General features: G+C 66.2%; 27 protein-coding genes and 5 pseudogenes. 18 read left to right on the top strand and 14 right to left on the bottom strand.

Features of this window, described 5'->3' with window-relative positions; all coding sequences use genetic code 11:
- The first annotated feature begins 441 nt into the window (after positions 1–441).
- Positions 442–624, top strand: a complete 183-nt coding sequence (locus tag ACZYZE_RS08870; RefSeq protein ID WP_459320229.1) for a PspC domain-containing protein — start codon at positions 442–444, stop codon at positions 622–624.
- A 94-nt stretch (positions 625–718) separates the two neighbouring features.
- On the opposite strand, the gene ACZYZE_RS08865 is transcribed toward ACZYZE_RS08870, so the two are convergent.
- Both ACZYZE_RS08865 and ACZYZE_RS08860 read right to left on the bottom strand, forming a co-directional pair.
- Complete coding sequence (locus ACZYZE_RS08865; RefSeq protein WP_463907365.1) at positions 719–1,186, bottom strand: hypothetical protein; 468 nt, start codon at positions 1,184–1,186, stop codon at positions 719–721.
- Positions 1,187–1,306: 120 nt separating this feature from the next.
- Positions 1,307–2,554: a plasmid pRiA4b ORF-3 family protein gene (locus tag ACZYZE_RS08860; RefSeq protein WP_463907364.1), complete on the bottom strand. Its 1,248-nt coding sequence runs from the start codon at positions 2,552–2,554 to the stop codon at positions 1,307–1,309.
- A gap of 224 nt (positions 2,555–2,778) precedes the next feature.
- On the opposite strand from ACZYZE_RS08860, the gene ACZYZE_RS08855 reads away from it, so the two are divergent.
- Both ACZYZE_RS08855 and ACZYZE_RS08850 read left to right on the top strand, forming a co-directional pair.
- On the top strand, positions 2,779–3,129 hold the full coding sequence (locus tag ACZYZE_RS08855; protein ID WP_459320232.1) for a DUF6176 family protein: 351 nt from the start codon (positions 2,779–2,781) through the stop codon (positions 3,127–3,129).
- 2 nt (positions 3,130–3,131) lie between these two features.
- The gene (locus ACZYZE_RS08850; protein WP_463907363.1) at positions 3,132–3,443 is read left to right on the top strand and encodes a DUF1905 domain-containing protein; all 312 of its coding nucleotides are present in this window, start codon (positions 3,132–3,134) and stop codon (positions 3,441–3,443) included.
- A 225-nt stretch (positions 3,444–3,668) separates the two neighbouring features.
- Here the strand turns inward: ACZYZE_RS08850 and ACZYZE_RS08845 are convergent, their stop codons facing one another.
- A complete protein-coding gene (locus tag ACZYZE_RS08845) occupies positions 3,669–3,872 on the bottom strand; it encodes a cold-shock protein (protein ID WP_024365339.1) in 204 nt (67 codons plus the stop codon).
- A 270-nt stretch (positions 3,873–4,142) separates the two neighbouring features.
- Between ACZYZE_RS08845 and ACZYZE_RS08840 the strand changes: the two genes are divergently transcribed.
- Entirely contained in the window at positions 4,143–4,724 is a 582-nt protein-coding gene (locus tag ACZYZE_RS08840) for a protoglobin domain-containing protein (protein ID WP_459320234.1), read from the top strand.
- Positions 4,725–5,189: 465 nt separating this feature from the next.
- Here ACZYZE_RS08840 and ACZYZE_RS08835 read toward each other — a convergent pair whose 3' ends face one another.
- The 3 genes from ACZYZE_RS08835 to ACZYZE_RS08825 form a co-directional block, all read right to left on the bottom strand.
- The gene (locus tag ACZYZE_RS08835) at positions 5,190–5,717 is read right to left on the bottom strand and encodes a DM13 domain-containing protein (RefSeq protein WP_463907362.1); all 528 of its coding nucleotides are present in this window, start codon (positions 5,715–5,717) and stop codon (positions 5,190–5,192) included.
- 29 nt (positions 5,718–5,746) lie between these two features.
- Complete coding sequence (locus ACZYZE_RS08830) at positions 5,747–5,995, bottom strand: SRPBCC family protein (RefSeq protein ID WP_463907361.1); 249 nt, start codon at positions 5,993–5,995, stop codon at positions 5,747–5,749.
- Positions 5,996–6,058: 63 nt separating this feature from the next.
- Positions 6,059–6,235, bottom strand: coding sequence for an antitoxin MazE-like protein (locus tag ACZYZE_RS08825; RefSeq protein ID WP_463907360.1), 177 nt, complete (start codon positions 6,233–6,235; stop codon positions 6,059–6,061).
- Between the two features lie 45 nt (positions 6,236–6,280).
- On the opposite strand from ACZYZE_RS08825, the gene ACZYZE_RS08820 reads away from it, so the two are divergent.
- Together ACZYZE_RS08820 and ACZYZE_RS08815 are read left to right on the top strand one after the other, a co-directional pair.
- Positions 6,281–6,415: a hypothetical protein gene (locus ACZYZE_RS08820; protein WP_463907359.1), complete on the top strand. Its 135-nt coding sequence runs from the start codon at positions 6,281–6,283 to the stop codon at positions 6,413–6,415.
- A 58-nt stretch (positions 6,416–6,473) separates the two neighbouring features.
- Positions 6,474–6,857, top strand: a complete 384-nt coding sequence (locus ACZYZE_RS08815) for a TfoX/Sxy family protein (RefSeq protein WP_463907358.1) — start codon at positions 6,474–6,476, stop codon at positions 6,855–6,857.
- Between the two features lie 106 nt (positions 6,858–6,963).
- Here ACZYZE_RS08815 and ACZYZE_RS08810 read toward each other — a convergent pair whose 3' ends face one another.
- The 4 genes from ACZYZE_RS08810 to ACZYZE_RS08795 all read right to left on the bottom strand — a co-directional run bounded on the left by ACZYZE_RS08810 (position 6,964) and on the right by ACZYZE_RS08795 (position 11,025).
- Complete coding sequence (locus ACZYZE_RS08810) at positions 6,964–7,701, bottom strand: hypothetical protein (protein WP_463907357.1); 738 nt, start codon at positions 7,699–7,701, stop codon at positions 6,964–6,966.
- 339 nt (positions 7,702–8,040) lie between these two features.
- A complete protein-coding gene (locus tag ACZYZE_RS08805; RefSeq protein ID WP_463907356.1) occupies positions 8,041–9,252 on the bottom strand; it encodes an acyltransferase family protein in 1,212 nt (403 codons plus the stop codon).
- A 196-nt stretch (positions 9,253–9,448) separates the two neighbouring features.
- Positions 9,449–9,577 carry a hypothetical protein gene (locus tag ACZYZE_RS08800; protein WP_463907355.1) on the bottom strand — a complete coding sequence of 43 codons (129 nt, stop codon included), beginning with the start codon at positions 9,575–9,577 and terminating at the stop codon, positions 9,449–9,451.
- Positions 9,578–9,612: 35 nt separating this feature from the next.
- Positions 9,613–11,025, bottom strand: coding sequence for an aminotransferase-like domain-containing protein (locus ACZYZE_RS08795; protein ID WP_463907354.1), 1,413 nt, complete (start codon positions 11,023–11,025; stop codon positions 9,613–9,615).
- Between ACZYZE_RS08795 and ACZYZE_RS08790 the strand changes: the two genes are divergently transcribed.
- The 4 genes and pseudogenes from ACZYZE_RS08790 (at position 11,024) to ACZYZE_RS08775 (ending at position 14,395) form a co-directional block, all read left to right on the top strand.
- A complete protein-coding gene (locus tag ACZYZE_RS08790; RefSeq protein WP_463907353.1) occupies positions 11,024–11,965 on the top strand; it encodes a DMT family transporter in 942 nt (313 codons plus the stop codon). The genes ACZYZE_RS08795 and ACZYZE_RS08790 overlap by 2 nt on opposite strands.
- A gap of 632 nt (positions 11,966–12,597) precedes the next feature.
- A pseudogene (locus ACZYZE_RS08785) lies at positions 12,598–12,837 on the top strand (SbcC/MukB-like Walker B domain-containing protein); the annotation flags it as partial.
- 63 nt (positions 12,838–12,900) lie between these two features.
- Positions 12,901–13,062 (top strand): hypothetical protein, encoded by a 162-nt coding sequence (locus tag ACZYZE_RS08780; RefSeq protein WP_463907376.1) that lies wholly within the window; start codon positions 12,901–12,903, stop codon positions 13,060–13,062.
- A gap of 37 nt (positions 13,063–13,099) precedes the next feature.
- Complete coding sequence (locus ACZYZE_RS08775; protein ID WP_463907352.1) at positions 13,100–14,395, top strand: Wadjet anti-phage system protein JetD domain-containing protein; 1,296 nt, start codon at positions 13,100–13,102, stop codon at positions 14,393–14,395.
- A gap of 5 nt (positions 14,396–14,400) precedes the next feature.
- Here the strand turns inward: ACZYZE_RS08775 and ACZYZE_RS08770 are convergent, their stop codons facing one another.
- Entirely contained in the window at positions 14,401–14,532 is a 132-nt protein-coding gene (locus ACZYZE_RS08770) for a hypothetical protein (RefSeq protein ID WP_463907351.1), read from the bottom strand.
- Positions 14,533–14,634: 102 nt separating this feature from the next.
- Here ACZYZE_RS08770 and ACZYZE_RS08765 point away from each other — a divergent pair, with 102 nt between their 5' ends.
- The 3 genes and pseudogenes from ACZYZE_RS08765 to ACZYZE_RS08755 all read left to right on the top strand — a co-directional run bounded on the left by ACZYZE_RS08765 (position 14,635) and on the right by ACZYZE_RS08755 (position 16,463).
- Positions 14,635–15,348, top strand: coding sequence for a hypothetical protein (locus ACZYZE_RS08765; RefSeq protein ID WP_463907350.1), 714 nt, complete (start codon positions 14,635–14,637; stop codon positions 15,346–15,348).
- A 296-nt stretch (positions 15,349–15,644) separates the two neighbouring features.
- Positions 15,645–15,773, top strand: a pseudogene (locus ACZYZE_RS08760) (TfoX/Sxy family protein); the annotation flags it as partial.
- A 237-nt stretch (positions 15,774–16,010) separates the two neighbouring features.
- A complete protein-coding gene (locus tag ACZYZE_RS08755; protein WP_463907349.1) occupies positions 16,011–16,463 on the top strand; it encodes a DUF4383 domain-containing protein in 453 nt (150 codons plus the stop codon).
- A 38-nt stretch (positions 16,464–16,501) separates the two neighbouring features.
- Here ACZYZE_RS08755 and ACZYZE_RS08750 read toward each other — a convergent pair whose 3' ends face one another.
- The gene (locus ACZYZE_RS08750; RefSeq protein ID WP_463907348.1) at positions 16,502–17,203 is read right to left on the bottom strand and encodes a haloacid dehalogenase type II; all 702 of its coding nucleotides are present in this window, start codon (positions 17,201–17,203) and stop codon (positions 16,502–16,504) included.
- A gap of 183 nt (positions 17,204–17,386) precedes the next feature.
- Between ACZYZE_RS08750 and ACZYZE_RS08745 the strand changes: the two are divergent.
- Positions 17,387–17,854, top strand: a pseudogene (locus ACZYZE_RS08745) (alkaline phosphatase D family protein); the annotation flags it as partial.
- A gap of 75 nt (positions 17,855–17,929) precedes the next feature.
- Here the strand turns inward: ACZYZE_RS08745 and ACZYZE_RS08740 are convergent.
- Both ACZYZE_RS08740 and ACZYZE_RS08735 read right to left on the bottom strand, forming a co-directional pair.
- On the bottom strand, positions 17,930–18,223 hold the full coding sequence (locus ACZYZE_RS08740; RefSeq protein WP_463907347.1) for a hypothetical protein: 294 nt from the start codon (positions 18,221–18,223) through the stop codon (positions 17,930–17,932).
- A gap of 370 nt (positions 18,224–18,593) precedes the next feature.
- Positions 18,594–18,786: pseudogene (locus tag ACZYZE_RS08735) on the bottom strand (transposase); the annotation flags it as partial.
- A gap of 189 nt (positions 18,787–18,975) precedes the next feature.
- Here ACZYZE_RS08735 and ACZYZE_RS08730 point away from each other — a divergent pair.
- The 4 genes and pseudogenes from ACZYZE_RS08730 (at position 18,976) to ACZYZE_RS08715 (ending at position 23,699) form a co-directional block, all read left to right on the top strand.
- Positions 18,976–19,974, top strand: a complete 999-nt coding sequence (locus ACZYZE_RS08730) for a hypothetical protein (RefSeq protein ID WP_463907346.1) — start codon at positions 18,976–18,978, stop codon at positions 19,972–19,974.
- Positions 19,971–21,023, top strand: a complete 1,053-nt coding sequence (locus ACZYZE_RS08725) for a COG1361 family protein (RefSeq protein ID WP_463907345.1) — start codon at positions 19,971–19,973, stop codon at positions 21,021–21,023. Before ACZYZE_RS08730 ends, ACZYZE_RS08725 begins: the two co-directional genes overlap by 4 nt.
- Positions 21,024–21,422: 399 nt before the next feature.
- Positions 21,423–22,420: pseudogene (locus ACZYZE_RS08720) on the top strand (alkaline phosphatase D family protein).
- A gap of 259 nt (positions 22,421–22,679) precedes the next feature.
- A complete protein-coding gene (locus tag ACZYZE_RS08715; RefSeq protein WP_463907344.1) occupies positions 22,680–23,699 on the top strand; it encodes a DUF808 domain-containing protein in 1,020 nt (339 codons plus the stop codon).
- Positions 23,700–23,792: the final 93 nt, after the last annotated feature.

Below are 23,792 nucleotides of genomic sequence, written 5' to 3'. Positions count from 1 at the left end.
CCGGCACCACCACGACATATCCAGTCGAGGATCGCTCCGGAGCAACTTTTCAAACTTACCCGAATTCGTGAAGCTTTGCAAATCAACGATTCCGCGATTTACATTTCCACGAGTGGGTCCCCGCCCGTCTTTAGCGCGCAAATTCACGCGCCATTTTCAGGCTGTTTATCAGGGGGTCGGTCGCTATCTTTCCGCATCAGCGGCGGCGACTCGAATTACTTTACACGCGTCGGGGACCCGGCACAAATCCACCCGCGGAGCGGCTCCCAGTGGCCGAAACCCCCGGATTCGTGCGGATTTTGGGCCTCGGCATGCCTCCCGTGGCCGGCCACGGGCCCCGGCCGGTTTTGTGGACCGCGTCACAGTCCGAAAGGGGAGCCGCCGGCGTCGTGCAATTGCAGTGCTGTTCTCATCACAGGGTCACACTGCTACCTTGGCTGGATGGAACGATCTTTGGTTAGGCCCAGGAACGGCAAGATCATCGCGGGAGTCTGCGCCGCCCTTGCTGACCGCTTCAAAATCTCCAGGACGCTGGTCCGGATCGGCTTTGTGTTCTTCGGCCTGTTCGGCGTCGGTGAGCTCGTCTACATCGTGCTGTGGATCATCATCCCCAAGTCCCCGTAGCGGGAAGAGCAGTAGCGGGAAGAGCAGTAGCGGGAAGAGCAGTAGCGGGAAGACCGGTAGCGGGGACACCGGTAGACGGAGGCCAATAGCAGCGTCAGCGGGCAGGCACGTCGTCCACGAACGCCACCTGGGCCGTGTATTGCTGATACAGCTTCAGTGCATCGTCAATGGCGATCTGGCCAAAGCTCAGGGTGTCCTGCAGCCCTTCCAGCTGGGCCTTGCAGGTCTCCGCTGCGCTGACCCGGTCGGCCAGGGAATGGGAATTGGCGAAATTCGTGGCCAGCGCCGCGGAGACGGACAGCAGCACCGCCCCCAGGCACAGGACGCGCCACACCACCGAATCGTCTTCCAGTAAGAAGACACCCTGGATCGCGTTGGTGAAGCCGGTGCCCCCGAAGGCCGGGCCGGCGGTGAGCATGGCGGCAAGGGCGCTGCCCACGACGCTGATATTGGAGAGCTTGTTCCGCCGTGGCCGTTCCCGCCCCAGATAGGAGCGCACGGCTTGTTGTTTCTGTTCGATGCGGGTGGACAGCAATTGACGTGTATCCGGTGTTTCATTCATGACCTGCTACCAGCCTCCCTCGCCGACGGCGCCTGCGTCCAGATTCCCACCGCCCCTCTTCGGTGTCCAGACTCGCCCGGCTGTCCGGACCCGGTGAACAATCCGGACGACGCCGGCCGGTCACACCTCGGCGAGCCGCCGCTGCACCTGCAGCAGGAATTTCCGGCCGCCGTCGGTAAGAATCCTGGCCTCGCCGAAGCGGCGTTCCGGAACAGCCAGGTCCAGGCACTCCAGCGCCCGCCGCACCTGCCGGTACAGCCCGTCGGCCACATCCTGGGGTACCGGCGCCCCGGCCTTCATGCGGAACCCGGCTGCGCGCAGCGTCTCCGCCACCACGGGGCCGCGCCGGTCCCAGGACGGCGTGGTTCCGTCGAGCAGCCACTGGACCACCATCTCCGTGACGACGGCGGTCGCCTTCTCCGGCGGTAAGGCCACCGCGTCGGCGAGGTAGTCCCACAGTTGCCGGCCGCCGTCGTGCATGGTGCGTCCCTTCGGCGTGAGCAGCAGGCGGCCTTTCAGCTTCCGCAGCAGCTTCCACTCCTGCAGTTGCTGGCGGAGCTGCAGCACGGGAGGGGTCCGGACTTCGCGGTTCGCTTTCCCCTGCAAGTGGTATTCCCAGTCGAGTTCGCGGACGGCCTGGCTCACGACCGCGGGTTTGAGGTAGCCGTCCTGGGTGAGCTGGAGCCCGTCCGGGGTCACCTGGTTCAGGAGCCAGCGGACGGGTCGGACCACCGCGTCGATCTCCTGGTCCGTGGGCGGTTCGGGCCACAGCCGCCGGGACAACCCGTCCAGGCGGTTGTTGAGTGCGTCGGCGTCGAACGCGCGGGAATCAAAGGTGCCGGCGTCCTGCCCCGTGGCGAACGTGTACCAGCCGGAGAGCTCCCGGTGGTCCTCGTCCGCCGGATCCGCCAGCGCCCTGATGAGGCGCGCGTAGCCGTGGGGCCCGCCGGAGTCCTCCACCGGCCCGCGGCTGGCGCCGTCAACGCAGCGCAGGCTCCCGGCGGGCAGCTCGGCGGGACCCATCACGTCGAAGGTGTGCGTCCAGGAATCGCCGAAGTCGTACTCGTATTCCAGCGCCGCCGGCCCTTTCCGCTGGGCATCCAGCAGTTCAAAGAGCACCACGCCGGAAGCCGGCTCGTCGTCCGTATCCTCCGCGGCGGCGTCGGGGCCGATGATCATCCGGGGCTGGCCCAGCCGGTCAACGCCCCGGATCCCGTAAAGGTGGCGGTTTTCCCAGCCGAACGCGGTCTGGAGGACGCGGTGCAGGTCCGGGACGGTGCTGGTCTCCGGCACCAGCAGCCGGCGCCAGATTTCTGGTTCCGTATCCTGGATGCTGACGCGGAGATCGTAGGCGGGGACGGATTCCATGCTCGACATTCTGTCAGAGGTGCCGGTGGTTGGAACGCGCTGACGGCGTGAAACGCCCGGCCGGGCTGCTCGACACCGTCGTGGAAGTCGCCCAGCCTGGCGGCGGGTGAGCGGGCCCGGTGGCGTTTGCGAAAGCCCTGTCCCGCCGTCGTGCACGGGACTACCATGCTCCTGTACCGGTGGGATTACCACCGTACTCACTCTTGCGTGGAAGGAAATCTGTCATGGAATGCATCACGTGGTTCGCACCGATCCTGCCCGGGAAACTCGAGGAGTGGAAGGCGCTGGACGAGGAGATGAAGGGCCCGCGGAGGGAGGAGCATGCACACTCGCGGAAGCGCATGGGCGTCACCCGGGAGGTGGCCAGCCTCATGCAGACGCCGCAGGGGGACTTTGTTTGCCTGTTCCATGAGGCCGAGGATCTAGCCAAGGCTTTCCGGACACTGGCCACGTCGGAGGATCCCTACGACGTGTGGTTCCGGGAGCACCTGGTGAGTGTGCATGGGCTGACGGCGGAGATGCTGCAGGGCCCTCCCCCGGCGACGCTCCACTTCGATTACCGCGACGCCGGCTGAAGGTGACCGCGTCGTACTCATTCCGCGGCGAGCTGTGGCACTACCCCGAGCAGGCCGGGTGGCATTTCATCACTCTGCCCGCAGAGCTGGCCGGGGAGCTCCGGGACGACGCCGGGCCCTTCCGCAAGGCATTCGGTTCGGTGAAAGTGAGCGCCTCCGTCGCCGGGCAGCGCTGGTCCACCTCACTTTTCCCGGACAGCAAGAGCGGCTCGTACCTGCTGCCGGTCAAAAAGGGCATCAGGACCGCGGCTGGCATCAGCGCCGGAGACGAGGTCGATGTCGAACTCGAGCTGGCGCCGGAACTCGGAGGCTGAGAAGGAGCTCGGTGGCGGAGCGGGAGCCAGCCATCCCGCCGTCGCCCGTTTCCCAACTGACTCGCAGCAGGGGCCGTTTTGAGGGCTCAGAACGTCCACAACTGCGAGCCAGTTGGGGGCCAGCGCAGCACACCCGGGTTAAACAAAAGCAGGGCCCGTCAAAGACGGACCCTGCTCGAAACCTTACGGTTCCGGACTCGTGAAGAGTTAGCTGAAAGCTAAGTCTTAGAGAGCCTGGATGTTTACGGCCTGGGGACCCTTGGGGCCCTGCTCGGTTTCGAAGGAGACCTTCTGGTTCTCTTCGAGGGAGCGGAAGCCGGAAGAGGCGATCGCGGAGTAGTGTGCGAAGACGTCCTGTGAGGAGTCATCGGGGGAAATGAAGCCGAAGCCCTTTTCAGCGTTAAACCATTTGACGGTACCAGTAGCCATTATTTTTTGTCCTTCGTGAAGGTAGAGGAAAAGTCCCGACTTTCGGGTCCTCCGGTGTGGGGTGCTCAAAACCGCTGCTTCAGAAGAACAAGGTCTTTCAACCATGCGTACTGCCTGAACTACGAACTGCATAAACACAACAACAAGCTCAACTGTACAGGAGATTTGCGGGGCGGATGACCACGGGGGCTGGGGCGTCAGTCCCCGCCCTCTTTACGGTGGTGCCTGCGAGTGCTTACATGATGAGAGTTCCTGGCGAAAGGTGCAATTATGTCCTCGATCCCCGGCTACACCTTCGGTAGCGAGTCTGTTGCCCCGACTCCCGTCTCCCTCAAAGACCTTGCGCGGCTCGAATCAGCTGTGCTGTGGACTGAGGATGATGCGCACGCGTTGCGACGTGCGGGCGAGATCCTTGGACCGCAAACCGATCGCATCCTCGACGTCTGGTACGGATTTGTTGGCAGCCACGACTTCCTCATTGCCAGTTTCGCCGGGGCGGATGGAACCGCAAATCCGGACTATCTGGGGGCCGTACGGGCCAGATTCGCCCAGTGGATCGTTGACACTTGTTCACGCGACCGTGATCAGCAGTGGCTTGACTACCAGCATGAGATTGCCCTCCGCCACACGGCAGCGAAGAAGAACCTCACCGATGGCGTCAGCTCGACGGCGTCCGAGATCAGCCTGCGTTACATCATTGCCTTCATCGTTCCCTTGACAGCAACGATTCGACCATTCCTGGCCGAACAGGTCGCGGACACGGATGAGGTCGAGGCCATGTACCAGGCGTGGTTCAAGTCCGTCACTCTAACGGCGGCCCTTTGGGCCGAGCCATACTCACTGTCCTGGTAAGTGCCGGCAGCGGCTCCCGCTCAACTAATCTGCCTGGGCAGTACGCGCAGTCCTGGCTATAGGCCGTGTCAAGGGGATGCCCGGGCATAATGGTGCACGCCCGGGGAGGGCGGGCGTTCTGTGTGGCGACCGGCGGTTCGTCGGCTGGACCGGAATGGTTCCGGCGGCGCGGACCGCCCAGTGGGCGGCCGGCAGCTTCGCATGGGCAGGGTTGTTTCCGTGCGGGGGCACTTTGGGCACAATGTCCGACGGCGGCGGCACAGTTGACGGCGTGTCCGCGCCAAAGTGCCTCCGGAGCGCGCCCGGCACCCGGCCAGGGCCGCGGCGGAGCTAAGTGCCTGCGCGGGGAGCCGGTTAGCCTGGGGTTCAGGCGCCGCCGGGGCCACCAGCCGGCCCGGGCCCTGCTCTGCAGCAGCCCCAGATCGGTGGCCAGAACCTGCCGTGCCACCGGCGCGTCCACGGTGGTCAGTGCGTCGCTGGCGGCGTCGACCAGCCGTTTGGCCAGCGGCTGGCGCAGCGCCAACCCAATGGGCGGCCGGCAGCTCGGTTTGGGCAGGGTTGTTTCCGAGCGGGGGCACTTTGGGCACAATGTACGACGGCGGCGGCACAGTTGACGGTGTGTCCGCGCCAAAGTGCCCCCGGAGCGCGCCCATCGATCACCGGGGCGTCACCGAGCCACACCCGAAGGTCCGGACCATCGGAGGTATCGAGGCCTTCGAACCTCAGAATCGAGCTCTCGTCCGGGAGTTCGAGGATTTTCACGGTTCCGGAGCTGGCATGGTCATGGCTGACAAGTTCGCCCGTCACGAGTTCACGCGGAGCGGTCGCAGCGGTCGCACCGGATGGCCCCGCAGCCTGGCTGGGCTGCGGCGCAGCGGCCGGAACGTCCTCGGTCACGGTGGAACTGGTGAAGATCCGCCACGGCTGAAACAGATACAGCCCGACGGCGACCGCAATGGCGGCCAGGAGGACCGCGTCAGCACGGGGGCACATGCGGGGATGGCGCGCCCCGGACCTCGCGATCAGCGCGTTCGTTCCGCTGCGGATTTCAGGTCGGCGGTGAATTGGGAAAAGCTGGCATCGAATGACGGGATCTTGTTCGCGAAGAGCGGGAACACCGGCCCGCCGATGCGCTCGACCATCTCGAACCTGGTCTGCCCTCCCTCGGTTTCCGCGAGGCTGTAGACGCGGCTTCCCAGCGCGTCACCCCACACCAGGCGCCGCAGACAGATCATCTTGAATGATGAGCGCCGGCCTGGGTTTTTGCGCATATGTGCCACCCGAGACCGCCCAGAGCTCGCCCCGGTTCACTCCGGCCAGTCTTCCGAAATCTGTTAGATGAAGTCCTGGTCGTCACCCGCGCGGTCCGCGGCGGCAACCGCAAGCGCTTGGCGCCGCGCCTCACGCTTGAACTCGTCCGTGCGGGCGTCTGGCACCCACATCTGGATCTGCCGGAAGCCACGTCCGCGCAAAGCAGCCCGGTGCCGTGCAACGCGATCCCTAACGCTCATAGTCCACTGTTACACGTACCCCTGATCCTCAGGGATAGCGGGACGTTGACTGAGGTGCTCACCACGACACAGCTGCTGGAGGACAGCAAAGGCATTGAACTCCTCGTCATCGGTGGAACCCTGCGCCACGTCATCTCGGGGACGCGGGCAGCTCCGCCATCCACCCACGTGGCGCGGTAGTGTCGGAGCTGCCGCCAGATAGACCAGCCCGTGGCCACCAGTTACCGGAGGAAGACCCATGGAAATGCCGAAAGCGTCCGACGCCGACAAGGAACACTTCCGCTCGGTGCTGCCTGACCGTCCCGAGGTGGCCATCAAGGCCATGTTCGGAAACCTGGGGGCGTTCGTGAACGGGAACATGTTCGCCGGCCTGTTCGGCCCCACCATCGGAGTGAAGCTGGCCGAGGCGGACAAAGAGATGCTTGAAAGCACCGAGCGGACCGTTCCGTTCGGGCCGCCCGAGCGCCCCATGGGCGGCTACACCGGGTTGCCGGAAGTCTGGAACGCCGAGGGCGACGGCGATGAGGCGCGGGCCAGGGCCTGGGTAGAGAAAGCATTTGAGCACGTGGCCGGACTGCCGCCCAAGGAGCCGAAGGTTTCTAAGCCCCGGCCCAAGAAGTAGCAGCCGACGTCGGCCCCTTCATTGCCGCGCACGGCCTCTCTACTTCGGAGACGCGCCGGAAGAGCCGGCGGCAGGAGGATGTTCTGCTGGATGTCTAGGGCGGGGTCTAGGGCAGGGCAACATTCACGAGTTCTGACCGGCTCCCTGTCTGCAGGTCCTCGGTCAGGACCAAGGCACCGACCCCGGGGCAGTGATATTTGTGCTCCCGTGCATTCTTTTCAAGCGGCGTCCAGTCGTAGACCTTGACGCAGTCGGTGTAGGTGCCGGATTTTGTGGAGACAGTCTCGCCGGTAGCGACGGTGTCCCGTATGTCCTCCGCATGGCCGGCGTAGAATTCCTGCCGGTAGGAATCTCCGACGCGCTGCTCGGCCTTCATCCAGATGCCGGCTTTTGCCCCGTCTTTTCCATGCAAAAAGCTGCCGGAGTGGTTCAACAACATCCCGTTCCAGTAGTTGTCCACTTCCTCGCCGAAGTACCACACGTCGCCGTTCTTGTGTTGCGCCAGGTAATCCCGGGTTTCCTCGACGAGCTGCCCGTTCTTGTATTCCCTGTCCAGATACACCACGGTCTCCACGCCCCCAACGGTCATGGTCTCCTGCAGGATTTCGATCTCGACCCTCTCGGTGACTTTGCCTTGCTCGGTGGTCTCGTACGTCAATTTTTTGCCGACAGGGAGAGCAAAGTATTTGTTGGTGATTTTGGTGGTGAAATCGGCAGGGTTGATCTGCGGGTTGTACTCCGCGGCTCTGCTCCTGTTTGTTGTGTTGACGGCAAATAGCGTCACCCCGCCAACAACCAGCAACAGGACGATGAGACCAAAGAAGATTTTGGTTCGTGCATTCATGACCTTCCCACTCCTTCTGAGCAGAAATTCCTGTAGGGGTCAGGGCACCGTTGCTTGCCCATGGCCATAGAAAAAAGGTAGGGCAGTCCGCACTGAACCAGAACACCCTTGACGAACACCCGCTTGGAGGCGCCGCCTCCCCGTAGCGCCAGCGAACGTACCATCTGTCGCCGCGAGCGGGCACCGCCCGTCTTCATTTTGCCGGAGCCTCTATGGGGATGACCAGATGCTTGGATTTGAAACGCATCTGCTGGACACAACAATTGCTCCGGTTGGCCATGGCCGCGATGAATGTGCGGGTGTTCGCCGCTGCCATCCTGCCGTTCGTGACGCGCTTCCCTACCGGTGACCCGACGTCGCATCCGCCAGGTCCCGGGCGGGCGGGGTCGCAGGGGTGTCGATTGTCTCCGGGCGTTCCGGGGTCCCTGCGGGGTCGTCACGCCGGATCCGGCGCGTCACGGCGCGCCCGGCCGCAATCGAGAGCCGCTGGGTGGGTTGTTCCACGTAGCGGTAGAACACCTCGGCGGCCAGGAACGAGGCGGCCACCGAGACCGCGAGGGCCAGGGGAAGCGAGACGGACCTCAGGAGTGTGACGCCGGCCAGGATGATGGGAAGGTGCACCAGGTAGAGGCTGAAGGACACGCGTCCCAGCCATTGTGCAACCGCCGTGTCGCCGAGTTTCTTGGCCGAACTGCAGGACACGAACAGCAGGACGATCAGTGCCGCACCCACCGTAACAACGGCCTCGACGCCGGGGATCGGCTGCTCGCGGCTGATCCATTCCGCGTTGGCCAGGAAGAGGCCCGCGGCGGCCACGAAGAACCAGACGACGCGCGGCCAGGATTCGGTCAGTTCACGGATCCGCTCGCGTTCGGCGCCGAGGACGGCCCCGATGGCGAAGATCGGGAGATAGGACAGCCATTCCACGTCCTGCAACGCTCCCACCACGGCCAGCAGCAGTGCGATGGCGATTTTGACGTGCCAGAAGCGTCGCCAGCGGAGGGCGATGAAGACGTAGGCCGGGAGCAGGAGGGAAAACGCGACCTCCCATTTGAGGGACCACAGCGGGGTGTTGATGGTGCTCGCGTTCAGCAGGAGCAGGCTGTCCTTGAAGACCTGGCCCACGCTGGGGTCGATCACGTAAATGTCCGCCCAGTCGCTCTGCAACGGCGACGCGGTCCGGGGAATGATCGCAATCAGCGCGACAGCCACGGCCAGGGATGCCCAGGCCGGCAGGTACAGGCGGAGCAACCGTTTGGCGTAGTAGGGCGCCCAGCTTGTGACGGCCCCTGGCCGGGTGAACGGCAGGACCAGGACGAAGCCGGAGAGCACAAAAAAGACGTGGACCGCGGGGGTGCCGTTCCAGAGGACATGCAGCGGAGAGAAAATAGCCCACTTCTCCGCAGTGTTGAGTCCCACGGAACGGTTAGTGAATACACTCCCGATTCCGGGGAGGGTGGACAGGACGTGGCAGGCAACAACCATCAGGGCGGCAATCCCTCTGAGGCCATCCAGCTGCGTGACTCTTGTTTGACCAGACTTAGACAGCATCCGTTCCATGTTACCAGTCCGTTACATTGCGCCATGGCTGCCGGCCTACTCGTCAGCCAGTTCCGCGAGGCCGGACTGGAGCCCGGTCCCCACCACAGCGGGCCGGCGCTGTCCGACGTCGACGCCGCCTGCGCGGTGTCGGCGGCGGCCGCGGCGGAGGGCTCCGACGACGGCGCCGCGGCAGCTTCCGTGGCGTTCAGCTGCGGCCCGTCCCCGGCGGCGCCGCTGACGTCGGTGGCCAGGTTGCCAGTTCGCTGCCCACGTCCACCGCGGAACCGCCCTCCACCGACGAGGCCAGGTAGTAGCCGCCGGGGTTGGCGATCAACTCGATGCCCGTGTCCTTCTTGCGTCTGCGGCCTTCTAACGGCAGTTGCGTTCGATGGACCGGCCGAGGATGCGGGCACCTTCGGGGAACGCGCCGGGGTTGGGCCCGGCGTAGTTGAGCCGGATGAACGGGCCCGCGGGTTCGGCCGGGAACCATTCAGTCCCGGCGGCGATGATGACCCCGGCGGCCTCGCAGTCGCGGCTCAGCCGTTCAAGGTCTGTCCCGTCGGGCAGGCGTGCCCAGAGATTGAGCCCTCCCTTGGGTACGTGGTCGATGTGGGCCTGCGGGGCGTGTTCGCGCAGGCTGGTGAGCAGCAGGTCGCGGCGTGATTGGAGCTGGTGGCGGATGCTGCGTAAATGGGTCTGCCAGGCAGGTTGTGTGACGACATCAAGTGCTGCGGCCTGGAGGAGGCCGCTGACATACATCGACTCGGCTCCGCGGTCGGCAAGGATGCGTTCACGCGCCGGGCCCCGGGCGATGACGGCGGCCACGCGGATGGCCGGGGACACGCTTTTGGTCAGTGAGCGAAGGTAGACGACGTGGCCGGAATCGTCACGGGCTGCAATGGGCACGGGAGTGGTGGTGATGCCGAAGTCGTGCGCCCAGTCGTCCTCGACGAGGAACGCGCCGTTCTTGCGTACGACGTCCAGGATCTGTTCCGCTCGCCGGGCCGGCCATTGTGCTCCGGTGGGGTTCGCATAGTTGGGTTGTGCATAGAACAGGCGTGCGCCGGTTTCCGCAAATGCCCGGGCCAGCTCTTCCGGGTCAGGGCCGTCGGGGCCGCTGGGCACCGGGACAATCCGGACGCCGGCCTGCGCCGCGGCGATGATGGCTCCCCAGTAGGTGGGGGATTCCATGAGCAGGGGCTGCCCCGTGCCGACCAGTGCCCCGAAGATGGAGCTGAGTCCGCTCTGGCTTCCTGGCAGCACAATGACATCACTCGGTGTTGGCGGAGTGACCCCTGCGGGGGTCGAGGCGCCGAGTTCGTGCGCGAACCAGGACTGCAATTCGGGAAGCCCCGCAGCCGGTGGGCGGGACACGGCGGCGTCGCTCCTCGCTGCCCGGGTCAGTGCCGCGCGCACCAGGCGTTCCGGCAGGAGTTCCCGGTCCGGATAGCCGGAATGGAACGCGACGGCGTCGTTCGATGCTGTGCGCATCGCGGTGGACACCGGACGCAGAGGCCCTTGAGGTGAACGCAGTGCCGCCGTCTGCCAGCCGTAATCTGACGGGCGCGCGGTCCGGACGGCCCGCACGAAAGTCCCGACGCCGGGCCGGCTCTCAATCAGCCCCTGCGTCGTGAGTGCCTGCAGAGCCTTCTGCACCGTCACAGGGCTCGCTTGGTACTGGGCCACCAGCGACCGTGTGGACGGCAGCCGTGATCCCGGCGAAGCCCCGGCGATCCATTCCCTGAGGCGCACCGCAATCCGAGAACTGCTATCGTTATCCATGAGAGACAATAGTAGCGCTACTACGCTTATTCGCCCTGTGATACCGCCCCGTCAGCCCAGCGGCCTATGGTGGGGCCTCCTTGGAGTAGCGGCCTTCTCCTTCACTGTGCCGTTCACACGGGTGGCTGCCGCGGGGCTCTCCCCGTTGTTCATCGGCTCCGGTAGGGCAGTCCTGGCCGCGGTCCTGGCCGCCTCCGCCCTCGCGGTTACGCGCCAACGCCTTCCTCAGGGTGTCCAGTGGGCCCGGCTCGCGGTGGTCGCCGGCGGAATCGTCGTCGGATTTCCTCTGCTCACCTCCTTCGCGCTCACCACAGCACGCGCCAGCCACGGCGCCGTGGTCATCGCCCTGCTCCCGGCCGTGACGGCAACGGTGGCAGTTCTCCGCGGGCGGGAGCGTCCGCCGGCTGCCTTCTGGGTCATCTCGGCTATGGGCGCGCTGGCTGCCCTTGTGTTCGGCTTCGCCCAGTCCGGCGGCTTCGGACAGGTGCACTGGGCGGATCTGCTGCTCCTTGGCGCCGTTGTGGCCGCGGCCATCGGCTATGCCGAAGGCGGACTGCTGGCCCGCGAGCTCGGCGCCTGGCAGACCGTATCCTGGGCTCTGGTGCTGGCATCTCCCCTCATGGTGTTCCTGACTGCGCTCTCCATCGCCCAGCAGCCTCCGTCGGGAACCCCGGTCCAGTGGGCCGCTTTTGCCTACCTGGGCCTGGTGAGCATGTTCCTTGGCTTCTTCGCCTGGTACCGCGGCCTGGCCATCGGCCCCATGACCCAGGTCAGTCAGATCCAACTCGTCCAGCCCGTGCTGAGCATCTGCTGGGCCTGGCTCTTGCTGGGCGAGACCCTGACCTGGACCACCATTGCCGGCGGCCTCGCCGTCATCCTCTGCGCCGGCACCGCGGTCCGCGTCCGGCTCAAACCCCCGCCCGCGGCACAGAAGCCCTGACCATTCGCAGCCCGCCAAGATCCTGAATCAACAGATAGGAAAGAAGCCGTGCATTTGGCAGCTGGGGAGCGTGACCACCGGCTCTCCCAGCCAAGGCACTTGCAAAGTGCAGGACTTGTTGGAGTTGGCGTGCCGGGTGTCCTGGATGAGGCACCACTCGTCCTGCATATCCACGAAGGACGCCGGAAAGGCAGGCCATACCCGAGGTGTCCGTCTCGCCCCGCCGCGGGACCATCAGTGTCGCGGCGGCGTCGTGCCGGACGCTGGGCCCCTCCCGCCCGGTTCCATGGTTGCTACGAGGTCCGCGGCCAGCTCCAGGGCAACAGCGCCCGGCTCGGCAAGGTGGACCACTCCCTCGGTGCGCTCGGACGGCAGAACCAGCAACTCGGAACGGTCCGGTCGGTGACGGACTTCGCCGAGATCAGCTGGCAGCTCACCGCCCGCCGGATCGAGGACCTCAAGCTGGAAAAGACCGACCTCGGGTCCGCCAGCGATGTCCTGCAGCAGCTGGCGGCCCAGGAGCAGGAGATGGCCTGGCGGCTGGGGCGCCTGGAGGACCAGGCGGACAGACTCCAGCGCCGGATCGGCGCCAACGAGGAAGCGGCCAAGGAGATCGCCGCCGCGATCGAGGAATGCGCAGCCGTCCTCGCCGAGCAGCCCCTGACGGACGACGCCGTGGTGCTGGCCGCCGTCGGAAAACTCGCCGCCGGCGCGCTCACTTCACCGACTCGGGCGGCAAATCCGGTGGCCAGAAGGAAAAGCTGGCGTACACCATCCTCGCCGCCGCGCTGGCCTTCCAGTTCGGGCTGGGGTCCGGAAAAACGACGGGCAGGAACGCCGCCGCCGGGCGCAGTTTCCGGTTCGTCGTCATCGATGAGGCCTTCGGCCGCGGCTCCGACGAGTCCGCGCGGTACGGGCTGGAGCTCTTCCAGCGGATGAAGCTGCAGCTGCTGATCGTCACTCCGCTGCAGAAAATCCATGTGATCGAACCGTTTGTGGCCCACGTCGGCTTCGTGGCGAACACCAACGGCGACGACTCCCAGCTGCGCAACATGACCATCCAGGAATACCGGGACGAACGGGACCGGCGTGCCTAAGCGGCGTCCCGAGGGCCCCGAACCGAGCTTGCGAGGTTTGGGAAGGGACCTCCGCGCTGACGCGTCAGCAGGACTGGCCCAGGGCTGGACCACGCTGGCAATGCTGCGCGCCCAGTCGCAGAAGGCCTGGGACAGCGGGACGCTGCTGCGCGAACTGCTGGAACCCAGCGGCGTCTACCCGCGCCGCCGCCCGCTAAAACGCCCGACGGCGGCCACCCTCCGGAGCGACTACGCTGCGGCCAGGGAGTGGGCGGCGGAGCTGCTTGCTTCCGTTGGTCGCTTCTCGCTGGAGACGGCGGAGGTGGGCCGAAGCACCATCGGGGCCAACCTGCTGCCGGCCGCGGCGGTGTTTGCGGCGGCGGAGGATGAGATTGCGCTTGTCGGCAAGTCGAAGGATGCGGCGCGGTTCCGTGGGCTCGCCGAGGGGTTGTCTGCCCTGGACCCTGCCTTCCGCGCGTGGGCGCTGAGGCGTCCGCTGCAGCTGCTGGAGCTGGGCGGCGACGCGCTGACCGCGGCCCGGGGGGCGCTGTGGCTGCGGGACAACCCGGAACCGGGCGTTTACGTGCGGCAGCTCAGCCTGCCCGGGGTCCACACCAAGTTCATCGAGAACCACAGACGAGTTATCGGCGAGCTGGCGGCGGAGCTACAGTCCGGGGTGCCGGTTCCCATGGACGCCGCGGAAGATGAGGTTCTTGCGGAGCTTGCCGCCGAGCCGGGGTCGCTGCTGGGACAAACAACCGGCCGCACGGCGGCAGCCCGCTTCGCTGCGCGGCATGGTTTTCGACACCCGCCCGAGCTCGTCCGATTCCGGGCACTGGACCTGGGGCTCAAACTGCTGGGCGGAGCCCGGTACGTGACCGTCACGGCCGAGGCGTTCAGCACCCTGAACCTGCCCGTCCAAAGAGTGATCATCACCGAGAACCTGGTGGATTTCCTTGCCATACCGGAGGCGCCCGGCACCCTCGCCATCTACGGCGGCGGGTACGGGTTCTCGTCGCTCCAGGACGCCGGCTGGCTCCGCGACTGCGAGGTCCGGTACTGGGGTGACCTGGACACCCACGGATTCCGCATCCTCGACCAGCTCCGGGCCATCCACCCGCACGTGGTGAGCCTTCTGATGGACGAGAAAACGCTGCTGGCGCACCGCGATGCTTGGGGCACCGAACCGTCGCCTTCACGTGCTGCGCTGAGCAGGCTGACGGCCGAGGAGTCCGCGCTCCATGAAGCGCTGGGCAGCGACCGGTTCGGAAAATCCGTCCGGTTGGAGCAGGAACTGATCCACTGGGACTGGGCGCTGGAGCGGCTGACCGGTAGTCCAGCGCCGCGCCCCTAGCGCAGTTACCGGCGCCCCGACGTCGCGTCCGCCAACTCGCGGACGGGCAGCACCTCCGGGTCTTTAACCCGGGCATCCCGGCTGAGCCATTCCGCTTTGGCCAGGACCAGGCCCGCGCCGGCCACCGGCGAGAACATTTATCAAACCTTGCCCAACCTCCACCCATCCGCCGGGGCGTGTGATTCGAATCACTCAAGACCAGCGGGACCTCCTCACTGGCCAAGAAAGAGGAGTTCATAGTGAATCGAAAATCAGTATTAGCCCTTGGAGGCTCAGCGGTTGCCTTACTTGCGGCAACCTCCCTGTCCGCAGCTCCGGCCCAGGCGCACGACGACCGAAGCGACACCAGAGACAACGACAAGAACGTCACCCTGACCGCCACCCTCACCCAACTCAATGGTTCCGGCGCTTCCGGAACTGCCAAGGCCGTCGTCGGCAACAAGATGATCAAGCGCATCGAAGTGCACGCCGAGGGCCTGACCCCCGACGCACCGCACGCCCAGCACATCCACTACGGCCAGCAGGCCCTGAACGAGTGCCCCACTCTGGCCCTGGACAGCAATCACGACGGCCGGCTGAATACGGTGGAAGGCATCCCCGCTTACGGCCCCGTGGTCGTGTCCCTGAACACCACCGGCGACACCACCCCGGCAAGCCTCCTGGCGGTGGACCGCTTCCCCGTTGCCAAGGACGGCAGCTATGACTACAAGCGCAAAAACATCAAATTCACCGACGTCGCCGGCACCGGCTACCCCGGCAACGGCGGCACCGGAACGGCGAAGGACATTGCAGAATCCATCCGCGACGGCGAAGGCGTTGTGGTGATCCACGGCATCGACTACAACCACAACGGCAAGTACGACTTCGATTCGGCCGGCGCCAGCGAGCTCGACCCGAAGCTTCCGGCCGAAGCCACCGATCCCGCAGCCTGCGGCGTCCTGGAAGACAGGTAGCGGTTCCGGGGACTTTCGGCACACCCAACTCCCTAAGAATACGGCGGGACCGGTCACCAAAGGTGACCGGTCCCGCCGTCGTACGGTGCTCTTTGGGACCCTCCAGACCGCGCGGTGTAACCGTCAGTACCGGATGGCCCGGACTCCGGAGCATGATGAAGATGCCGTCCTGGTATGGCATCGCTCGAAATGCTTTACTGGGTGCGTCAGCTCACTGGTGCCGGCAGCCCCCAGTCGGCACCGCGACAGCGCCAATAGCCGTCCTTTCCTCACACTCCAGCAACCCGGGGGCCGACATGCAGATGCCCAAACCGTCCGACGCCGACAAGGAGCGTTTCCGGTCCGTCCTGCCCCGCAACTCAAACATCGCGGTCAAGCCGATGTTCGGCAATCTGGGCGCGTTCGTCGGCGGCAACATGGCCGCACGCTGGGTGGCCAAAGCGTACTCCTTTGTCGCTGGCTTGCCGCCGAAGGCCCAAATCCGCCGCGGGTTCGGCAGTAGCCGTTGTCCTGACACGCGGCCCAACCCGCCCCGCGCCCAATAGCTTTTGTCTTTACAGCCATCCGGCATGCCAGGCGGCCCCGAACTGCATGCGTAACTCGTTGGATCAGCAAGTACCGCGACCCACTGATCAACCACCTATCGCGTTCAGGAGATCATCATGGCTACTCATACCAGCACCGCCGCAGCAACCCGCACCAACGTCCAGAAGGCAAGCCTCGCCGTCGGCGCCGTCTTCCTGCTGGTCGGCGTCCTGGGCTTCGTTCCGGGCATCACCAGCAACTACGACCAGCTGGCCTTCGCCGGCCACAACTCCGAGGCCCTGTTGCTGGGCCTCTTCCAGGTCTCGGCCCTGCACAACATCGTCCACCTGCTCTTCGGCGCGGCGGGCCTCCTGCTGGCCCGGACCGCGACCGGCGCCCGCTCCTTCCTGCTCTACGGCGGCGTGATCTACCTGGTGCTGTTTGTCTTCGGCCTGGTGGTCCCTGGAGATTCGGCCGCGAACTTCGTGCCGCTGAACGGCTTCGACAACATCCTGCACCTGCTGCTCGGCGTCGGCATGGTGGCTTTGGCCCTAATCCTCACCAAGGGCCACGCCAAGGCACGCGCCTAAGTCGGAGTCCGCAGAACCACCAGTCTCGACAGCCTCGGTCACCGCTGCCCGGTGGCCGGGGCTGTCGGCGCTGCCAGGGCTTCCGGCAATTCTCGCAGGGAGGCGACGGTGTAGTCGGGGGCAGTGAAATAGTTCGGATAGTTGGCCCCGTCCCGGTTGATCCATGCCGTGCGGAGGCCGGCCGCGGCCGCCCCGTGGATGTCCCAGGGGTGAACCGCCACCAGCAGCATCTGCCCGGGGTCCGTCGCGCAGGCCGACGCCGCGTGGTGGTAGGCGGCCCGTGCCGGCTTCCAGCCCGGGGCGTCTTCCACGGACAGCAGCCGATCAAACCGGTCCCGGATCCCGGCCGACGCGAGAAGTTCCTCCGCGACCCTGGCGGCGCCGTTGGACAGGGTGACCAGCCGGTACCCCGCCGCCCGCAAGGCACGCACTCCGTCCGCAACATCAGAATGCAGGCCCAGCCCTGCCATTCCCGCCATGACATGCTCCACCGCCCGGTCCCGGTCCGTGCCGGTGCCCGCGTCGGCCAGCAGCCCGCGCAGAACCTCCGCGCCGATCTCGGCAAAGGTGCCGTTGCCGCCGGCCGCCGTCAGGGCGAAGCCGTCGCGCATCAGCGTGGCGAACCAGAGTTTCGCCACCTGCGCGGGGGCTCCGACCTCGGCGAAGCGCTCCCCCATCGGCGCCATGTCCGAGAGCGTTTCATTGACGTCGAAAACGACGACGGACGGTGCGCTGTTCATGAGTTCTCCTTAATCGCCACGCAACATTGGATACGAGGCCCTGCAGGACCGGCGGGGGCTCAGGCCTTAGGGCAAATGACCCTACCCCGGACCCGCATGTCTTGTCACGCACTTACCTGCCCATTCACGTCCGCCTAGGACCTTCTCAATCCGCCGTGACTAGCGTGGCGGCCATGGACAACATTGCGCGCAGATCCCTTCTTTCCGCCGGCCTCGGGGCCGGGCGGCTTCGTGATCTGGACCCGGCTGGCAGTGGACCCGGTGGCCGAGGACGGCTTCGGCGGGATGCCGTCCCGCAACGTCGCGGTGGCGTGGGAAGTGGCGGAGGACGAGGGCATGCGCACGGTGGTAGCCCGCGGCGTCGAACACGCCCGGATCGAAACGGCGCACTCCGTGCACGTGGAGCTGAAAGGCCTGCGCCCAGGGCGCGAATACTTCTACCGGTTCCGCACCGGCCGGCACATCAGCCCGGTGGGCCGCACGCTGACCAGCCCTGCACTGCATGAGACGCCGTCGGCGCTGGCCATGGCGTTCGCCAGTTGCGCGCAGCACGAGCACGGCTACTTCACCGCCTACACGCGGCCGGCGCAGGACCAGCCGGATCTGGTTCTCCACCTGGGTGACTATCTGTACGAGTACAAGAAGGAATCTCAATGATGTTGTCAACGGATATTGGCGTGCCTATCGGGTGTCCCGGCCGTTCGCGGCCGGGACACCCGAGCGCTTCTAGTCCTTCCGGCCGGGGTAGAGCTTGCGGTCCTGCTCCGGCAGTTCGGCGGCTGTGGTGGGGAGGTTGTCAGGTCCGTCGGATTGGCCGGATGCCCAGTGGAAGAAGACCTCAGCGGTGATGGCTTCGAAGCAAGCGTCCTGGGACCGGAACCAGTACGTGGCGGTGTCGCCCTCGACATAGATTCCGTAGCCGAACAGCTCCCCGTTCCCGTCGCGGGTGCGGGTGGCGGCGACGATGAAGTAGGGCCACGCTCCGGCGTCCGACCCCTCACTGTCCCAGTTCGGCAGCACGGACCAGGCGGTGCCTTCGAGGTCTCCATCCAGTCGTAGCCATCTCCTGACCGGTTGTCGGCGGGAAGGACCGGGGCGGTGACCGGTTCGACGGTTTCCGCCGTGAGGTGGCGGGTGGCTGTTGCTTGGCTCATGAAGTGATGCTCCGTTTCGCTGCGGCGGGGCGGACGCCGGAAGTACCGGCTTCCCTGTCCCCCACCATGTTTTTGCCTGCTGGCGGAGCATCGCTTAGCTGTGCCCGACGGAACAGGGGCAACCCGAAGGGCAAGCAGCGGATGGATTGTGTGAGGAAATAAGCGAGGCCCTTTTCGTTCTTGCTTGATTCGGCTGGTAGACCGCGCCGGATGTTGACCGCATCGCCCTCCGAGACGCGCAGGAGCCTCCGGTCACAGCCCTGCGACCGTTGATGATTACCGGCGATCCTGCCGGAGTCCCTGGGTGAGGGGGCGAGCCCGACGACGCCAGCGCACCGGTCCGCCGTTTCGAAGACGGTGAGGTCCCCGCCGGTGGCGGCCTAGGAACTCCGCGGCGAGGACGGGTCCGAAGCCTGGCATGCTGAGCAGGGGCGTCCAGCTAGGCCAGCTGTTGCAGGTGAGCGCAGGTGTTGCAGCTGAGTACAGGTGCTACAGGTGTTGCGGGTGTTGCAGGTGAGCTCGACGTGGTACCATCCGGTGAGGTCAACAGAATACGGGGCGCTCGACGCGCTCACACTGGGGCTTTGGCGCCACCGCTTAATGACCAGGAGCCCAAGGATGAACATCCACAACCTGCTGCGCACCCACACTCGGAAACTGCTGTCGATCGGGATGGCGGGATTGCTGGCCGCCACGGGTCTGATCGTGGCGGGGGCGCCCGCAGCACAAGCCGCCGCGCTCACACAAACAACGTGGTCAGTGAGTAACAACCAGGCGGCCGCCGCCGGAGTCACCCATTCATACTCATTCAAGACCGCGACCGCTGGAGCGATCAAGACCATCACCTTCGCGGTCACCGGCGCCGGGCTCGGCGGGGCGCCGGCCATCGTGAAGGCTTACGGCATCGGCGCCGGCTCCGTCGCCCGCTCCGGACAGACCATCACCTACACTGTCACCTCGGCGGTGTCGGTTGCGGCCGGGATCCCGATCTATGTGGAGCTGTCGGGGTTGACCAACCCCGCGGCGGGCTCGTACACCGTAAACGTCGGCACCAATACTGCCGCGCCGGCGGTCATCGACGGCCCGACGGGGTCCAACACGGTCACGATGGCCGCGACGAACACCGCGGTCACCGCCACCATCGCCAAGAGCCTCACCTTCACCGTGGACACCACCGCGTTCCAGCTGGCCCTGGACCCGAGCCTTCCCGCACTTGCCGATCAGAGCCAGAACGTCGTGCTGACGGTCCAGACGAACGCCAACACCGGCTACACCCTGAGCGTCAGCGATGCGGCCACCGGCCTGCAGAGCAACTCCGCGGGGAACCCGGTACTTGCGAAGGCCTCGGCCGGCAAGGGGACCTCGGCGACGTGGCCCGGCGCTAACAGGTTCGGATATACCGTTACCGGCACCGGTGCGACCATCGACCCGGCCTTCAGTAGTACCAAGTACGCGGGCTACACCACAGCCGGTGAGCAGATCGCCAGCCGGACCGGCCCCACCGGCGGCACCGCCGACACCATCACGGTCACCAATCGGGTGGCCGTCGACTACGCCGCGGCGACCGGCGACTACACGGACACCATCACCTACACGGTAACGCCCAACTACACGTGACCGCGTCGGCCGCCGTCCCGGAACCGGGCGGGCCCCGACGGGCGCACCGGCGAACCCGCCGTTGGGCCAGCACACTCACCGGCATCGCAGTCCTCGCCTCAGTCCTCCTGATTCCCCCGACGCCGGCCGCGGCGGCACCCCGGCTGGCCCCGGCAACAGGTGCGGCCGGGGCGGGCAACAGCGCGCTCACCGTATCGGTGCCCCCGGCACCCGTCCCCGTGCACCCAGGTCAGGAAGCGGCGGTGGTGATCCGGCTCATCAACCAGGGCACCGACCCGGTCCGCGTGACCCTGAGCGACCGCGGAGCCGAGCTGGGCGACAACGGCAGCGTTCAGCTCATGGACCAGGCCGACCCCCTTTGGGCCGGACGCGTCACTTTCCCGGCCGGCGAAGTCACCATCCCGGGCCAGGACTTTCTGCCGGTTTCCCTGCAGATCCGGGTGCCGCAGTCGATCCATCCCGACCTCTACTTCCTCGGCCTCGTGGTCACCCCCGCACCGACAAAAGCCGGCTCCGTTCAAATCGTCAATCAGATCGGGGCGCTGATCACCCTGGACGTGCCCGGACCCCGGCAGCGCGAGCTTAGTGCCGTCCTCGACACTTCCCCGGTCCAACTCTCCGGGACCGCGACCGGGACCCTGCAGGTCCGCAATCCGGGCCGCTCCGTGGTCCGCTTCTTCGGCGAGAACAACGTCACCGCCTCCCCGGGAGGCGGCACGCCACAGCAGTACCGCATCGACTCGGCGATCCTGCCCGCGGGCAGACAAAGGTCGTTCCCCGTCGCCGCACCATCATCCTGGCCGATCGAACTGGTCACCATGGATGTTCGGCTCAGCTACCCCGATCAAACGGAGTCGCAGACCACGGAGGTCACTGCCAGCGCCGACATCCTCCTCATCCAGCCCTGGGTGCCCATCGTCGCAGCCCTCACCGTACTGACCGGCGTCACCATCCTGCTACTCCGCCGATTTCGGCCCCGCGCACGTGGACGCGCACGTCCGGTTGCTTCCGGCCGTGGCCGGCGCGTCATGAGGACGCCCGCTAACTGAGCCCTTTGAGCTGAAAATGCCGCGCAGCTGCAACGGCCAGTGTTGGTCGGCCGGTCACCTTGCGAGTGCCGGCAAGGATTCCTCAACTCAGCGGGTCCATTCCGGAACGCATCAAATAGGGTTGCTGGAACCGTGGGCAAATAGGGAGGCGGTCCACACACTCGCAGGCTCGAAGTTTCCTCCACCTTCCCCGCCGTCCAGGCGGACAGCCTCTTTTTGCAGACGAGAACCTGTTTCTGGTGGGGCGCACTTCAGGCCTGATTCTGAGCTCGCGGCGACTTCGTCAGGCTGCCAGACGCGGCGCCGGCTGGGACAGGACTGAAGGTGGTGCCTCCCCTGGGGTAGCCACGACCCTGCAACGGTCACGGAACCACCCGTCAACACCATAAGGACAGCTATGTGATCGGCGGCGGCAACCCGCGCGACCACGCCGGTCCCGAGACCACCAGCCTGGCCTGCTACCGGCAGCGGCACGCCCAGTACAAGGCCGACGCCGAGCTGCAGGCCGCGCAAGCGGTGGCGCCGTGGCTGGTGGTGTGGGATGACCACGAGGTGGACAACAACTGGGCGGACGAGGTCCCGGAGAACCAGGATGCCGGACAGCTGAACGGCACCACCGAGCATTTCCGGCAGCGCCGGGCCGCCGCGTTCCAGGCGTACTACGAGAACATGCCGCTGCGGGCCTCGTCCGTGCCGGCCGGGTTCGACATGAAGATCTACCGGCGGCTGCAGTGGGGCCAGCTGGCCAACTTCCACATGATGGACACCCGGCAGTACCGGGACGACCAGCTCGCCGGCGACGGCTGGCAGAAGAACGTGGCGGGGCGCCTAGCCGAGGACCGCACCATCACCGGCGCGGAGCAGGAGAAGTGGCTGCTGGACGGCTTCAGGAACTCCACGCAGCGCTGGGACATCCTGGGCCAGCAGGTGTTCTTCGCCGAGCGGGACCGGAACATGGCGCCGGAGATCGACGACGTCTCCATGGACGGGTGGGACGGCTACGCCGCATCGCGCCGCCGCATCACCCAGGGCTGGGTGAACGCCAAGGTGCGCAACGCCGTGGTCCTGACCGGAGACGTGCACCGCAACTGGGCAACGACGTCAAGGTGGACTACAAGGATCCGGCGTCGCCCGTGGTGGGCTCGGAGCTCGTCTGCACGTCTATCACGTCCACCGGTCACGGCTCAGGCTCCACCACGGACCCGACCATGGCCTGGAACCCGCACCTGAAGTTCTACAACGACAACCGCGGCTACGTAAACACCCGCATCACGAAGGACGCCATGACCGCGGGCTTCCGGGTGCTGGACTACGTCACGACGCCGGGAGCCCCCGTTTCCACGAAGGCGTCCTTCGCGATCCAGGACGGGGTTCCTGGGCTGCAGGCGCGGGGCTAGAAGCCGTTGCCGCCGCGGGCATACCCTGCGGGAGCAGGTAGAACAGCTCGGCCGCCGCGAAGGAGGCGGCGACGGAGACCGCGAGCGCCAGGGGTAGCGAGACGGACCGCAGCAAGGTGACGCCGGCCAGGAAAATCGGCAGATGGACCAGGTAGAGGCTGAAGGACACCCGTCCGTATGATTTATGTATGCCAATCTCGCGCCTCAAACCAGCCCTCCGTGCCATGCAGTCCGCCGCCGAGCAGTGCGGGGGTGCTCTGTGAGCGGCGGTCTCGTCGCGCTGCTGGATGACATCGCAGCCTTGGCCCGGATAGCGGCCGCGTCGGTGGACGACGTCGCTGCCGGGGCGGCGAAGGCGGGAGCCAAGGCCGCCGGCGTGGTGATCGACGACGCCGCCGTCACCCCGCAGTACGTGTCCGGGGCGGACCCGTCCCGCGAACTGCCGATGATCAAGCGGATCTTCTGGGGCTCGCTCCGGAACAAGCTGCTGATCATCCTGCCGGCGCTGCTGCTCATCAGCGCCTTCATCCCGGGGGTCATCCCGTTCATCCTCATGGCGGGCGGCACCTACCTCTGCTACGAGGGTGCCGAAAAGGTCTGGCACAAGATCCGCGGCGACCACGAGGCCGAGAAGGCGCCGGCGGTCGACCGGGGCCCGGAGGCGGAGGCCAAGGTCACCAAGGGCGCCATCACCACCGACTTCATCCTGTCCTGCGAGGTTATGGTCATCTCGATGAACGAGGTGGCCGGTGAGTCCTTGTGGGTCCGGGCACTCATCCTGGTCGTCGTGGCGATCACGATCACGGTGCTCGTGTACGGGGCCGTGGCGCTCATCGTCAAGATGGACGACATCGGCCTGCACCTGATGACCAAGGACTCTGCAGGATCCCAGCGCTTCGGCGAGCTGCTGGTCAAGGGGATGCCCGCCGTGCTGGCCGCGATCACATTTATCGGGACGATCGCCATGCTGTGGGTAGGTGGTCACATCATGCTGCAGGGGGCCTACGACCTCGGCTGGCACCTGCCGTATGACCTGGTCCACGTTCTCGAGGCACCTGTCGCCGGGATCCCGGCGCTGGGCGGCTTCCTGGCCTGGCTCGTGAACACCCTTTGCTCGGCCGTCCTCGGGCTCGCCTGGGGCCTCCTCGTCTTGGCCATCGTGCACCCGCTGCTGAAAGTGCTGCCGTTCGGCAAAAAGAAGGGCGGGCACGAGGAGGGCGACGTCCGGGCCGAACTTGCCGGTTATCGGCCGGCGAAACGTACCGCAGATTCCGCCTAGGCTAGCCGTCAGCTCCAGTGCAGCGGCCAGGGGCGCCATCCGCCGGTGACCTCCGCAGCCGGACCTCGGCGTCGTGGAGCCGGGCGGCGGTGA

The sequence above is a fragment of the Pseudarthrobacter woesei genome (genome assembly GCF_055412745.1).
This window is presented reverse-complemented; position numbering and strand designations above follow the sequence as displayed.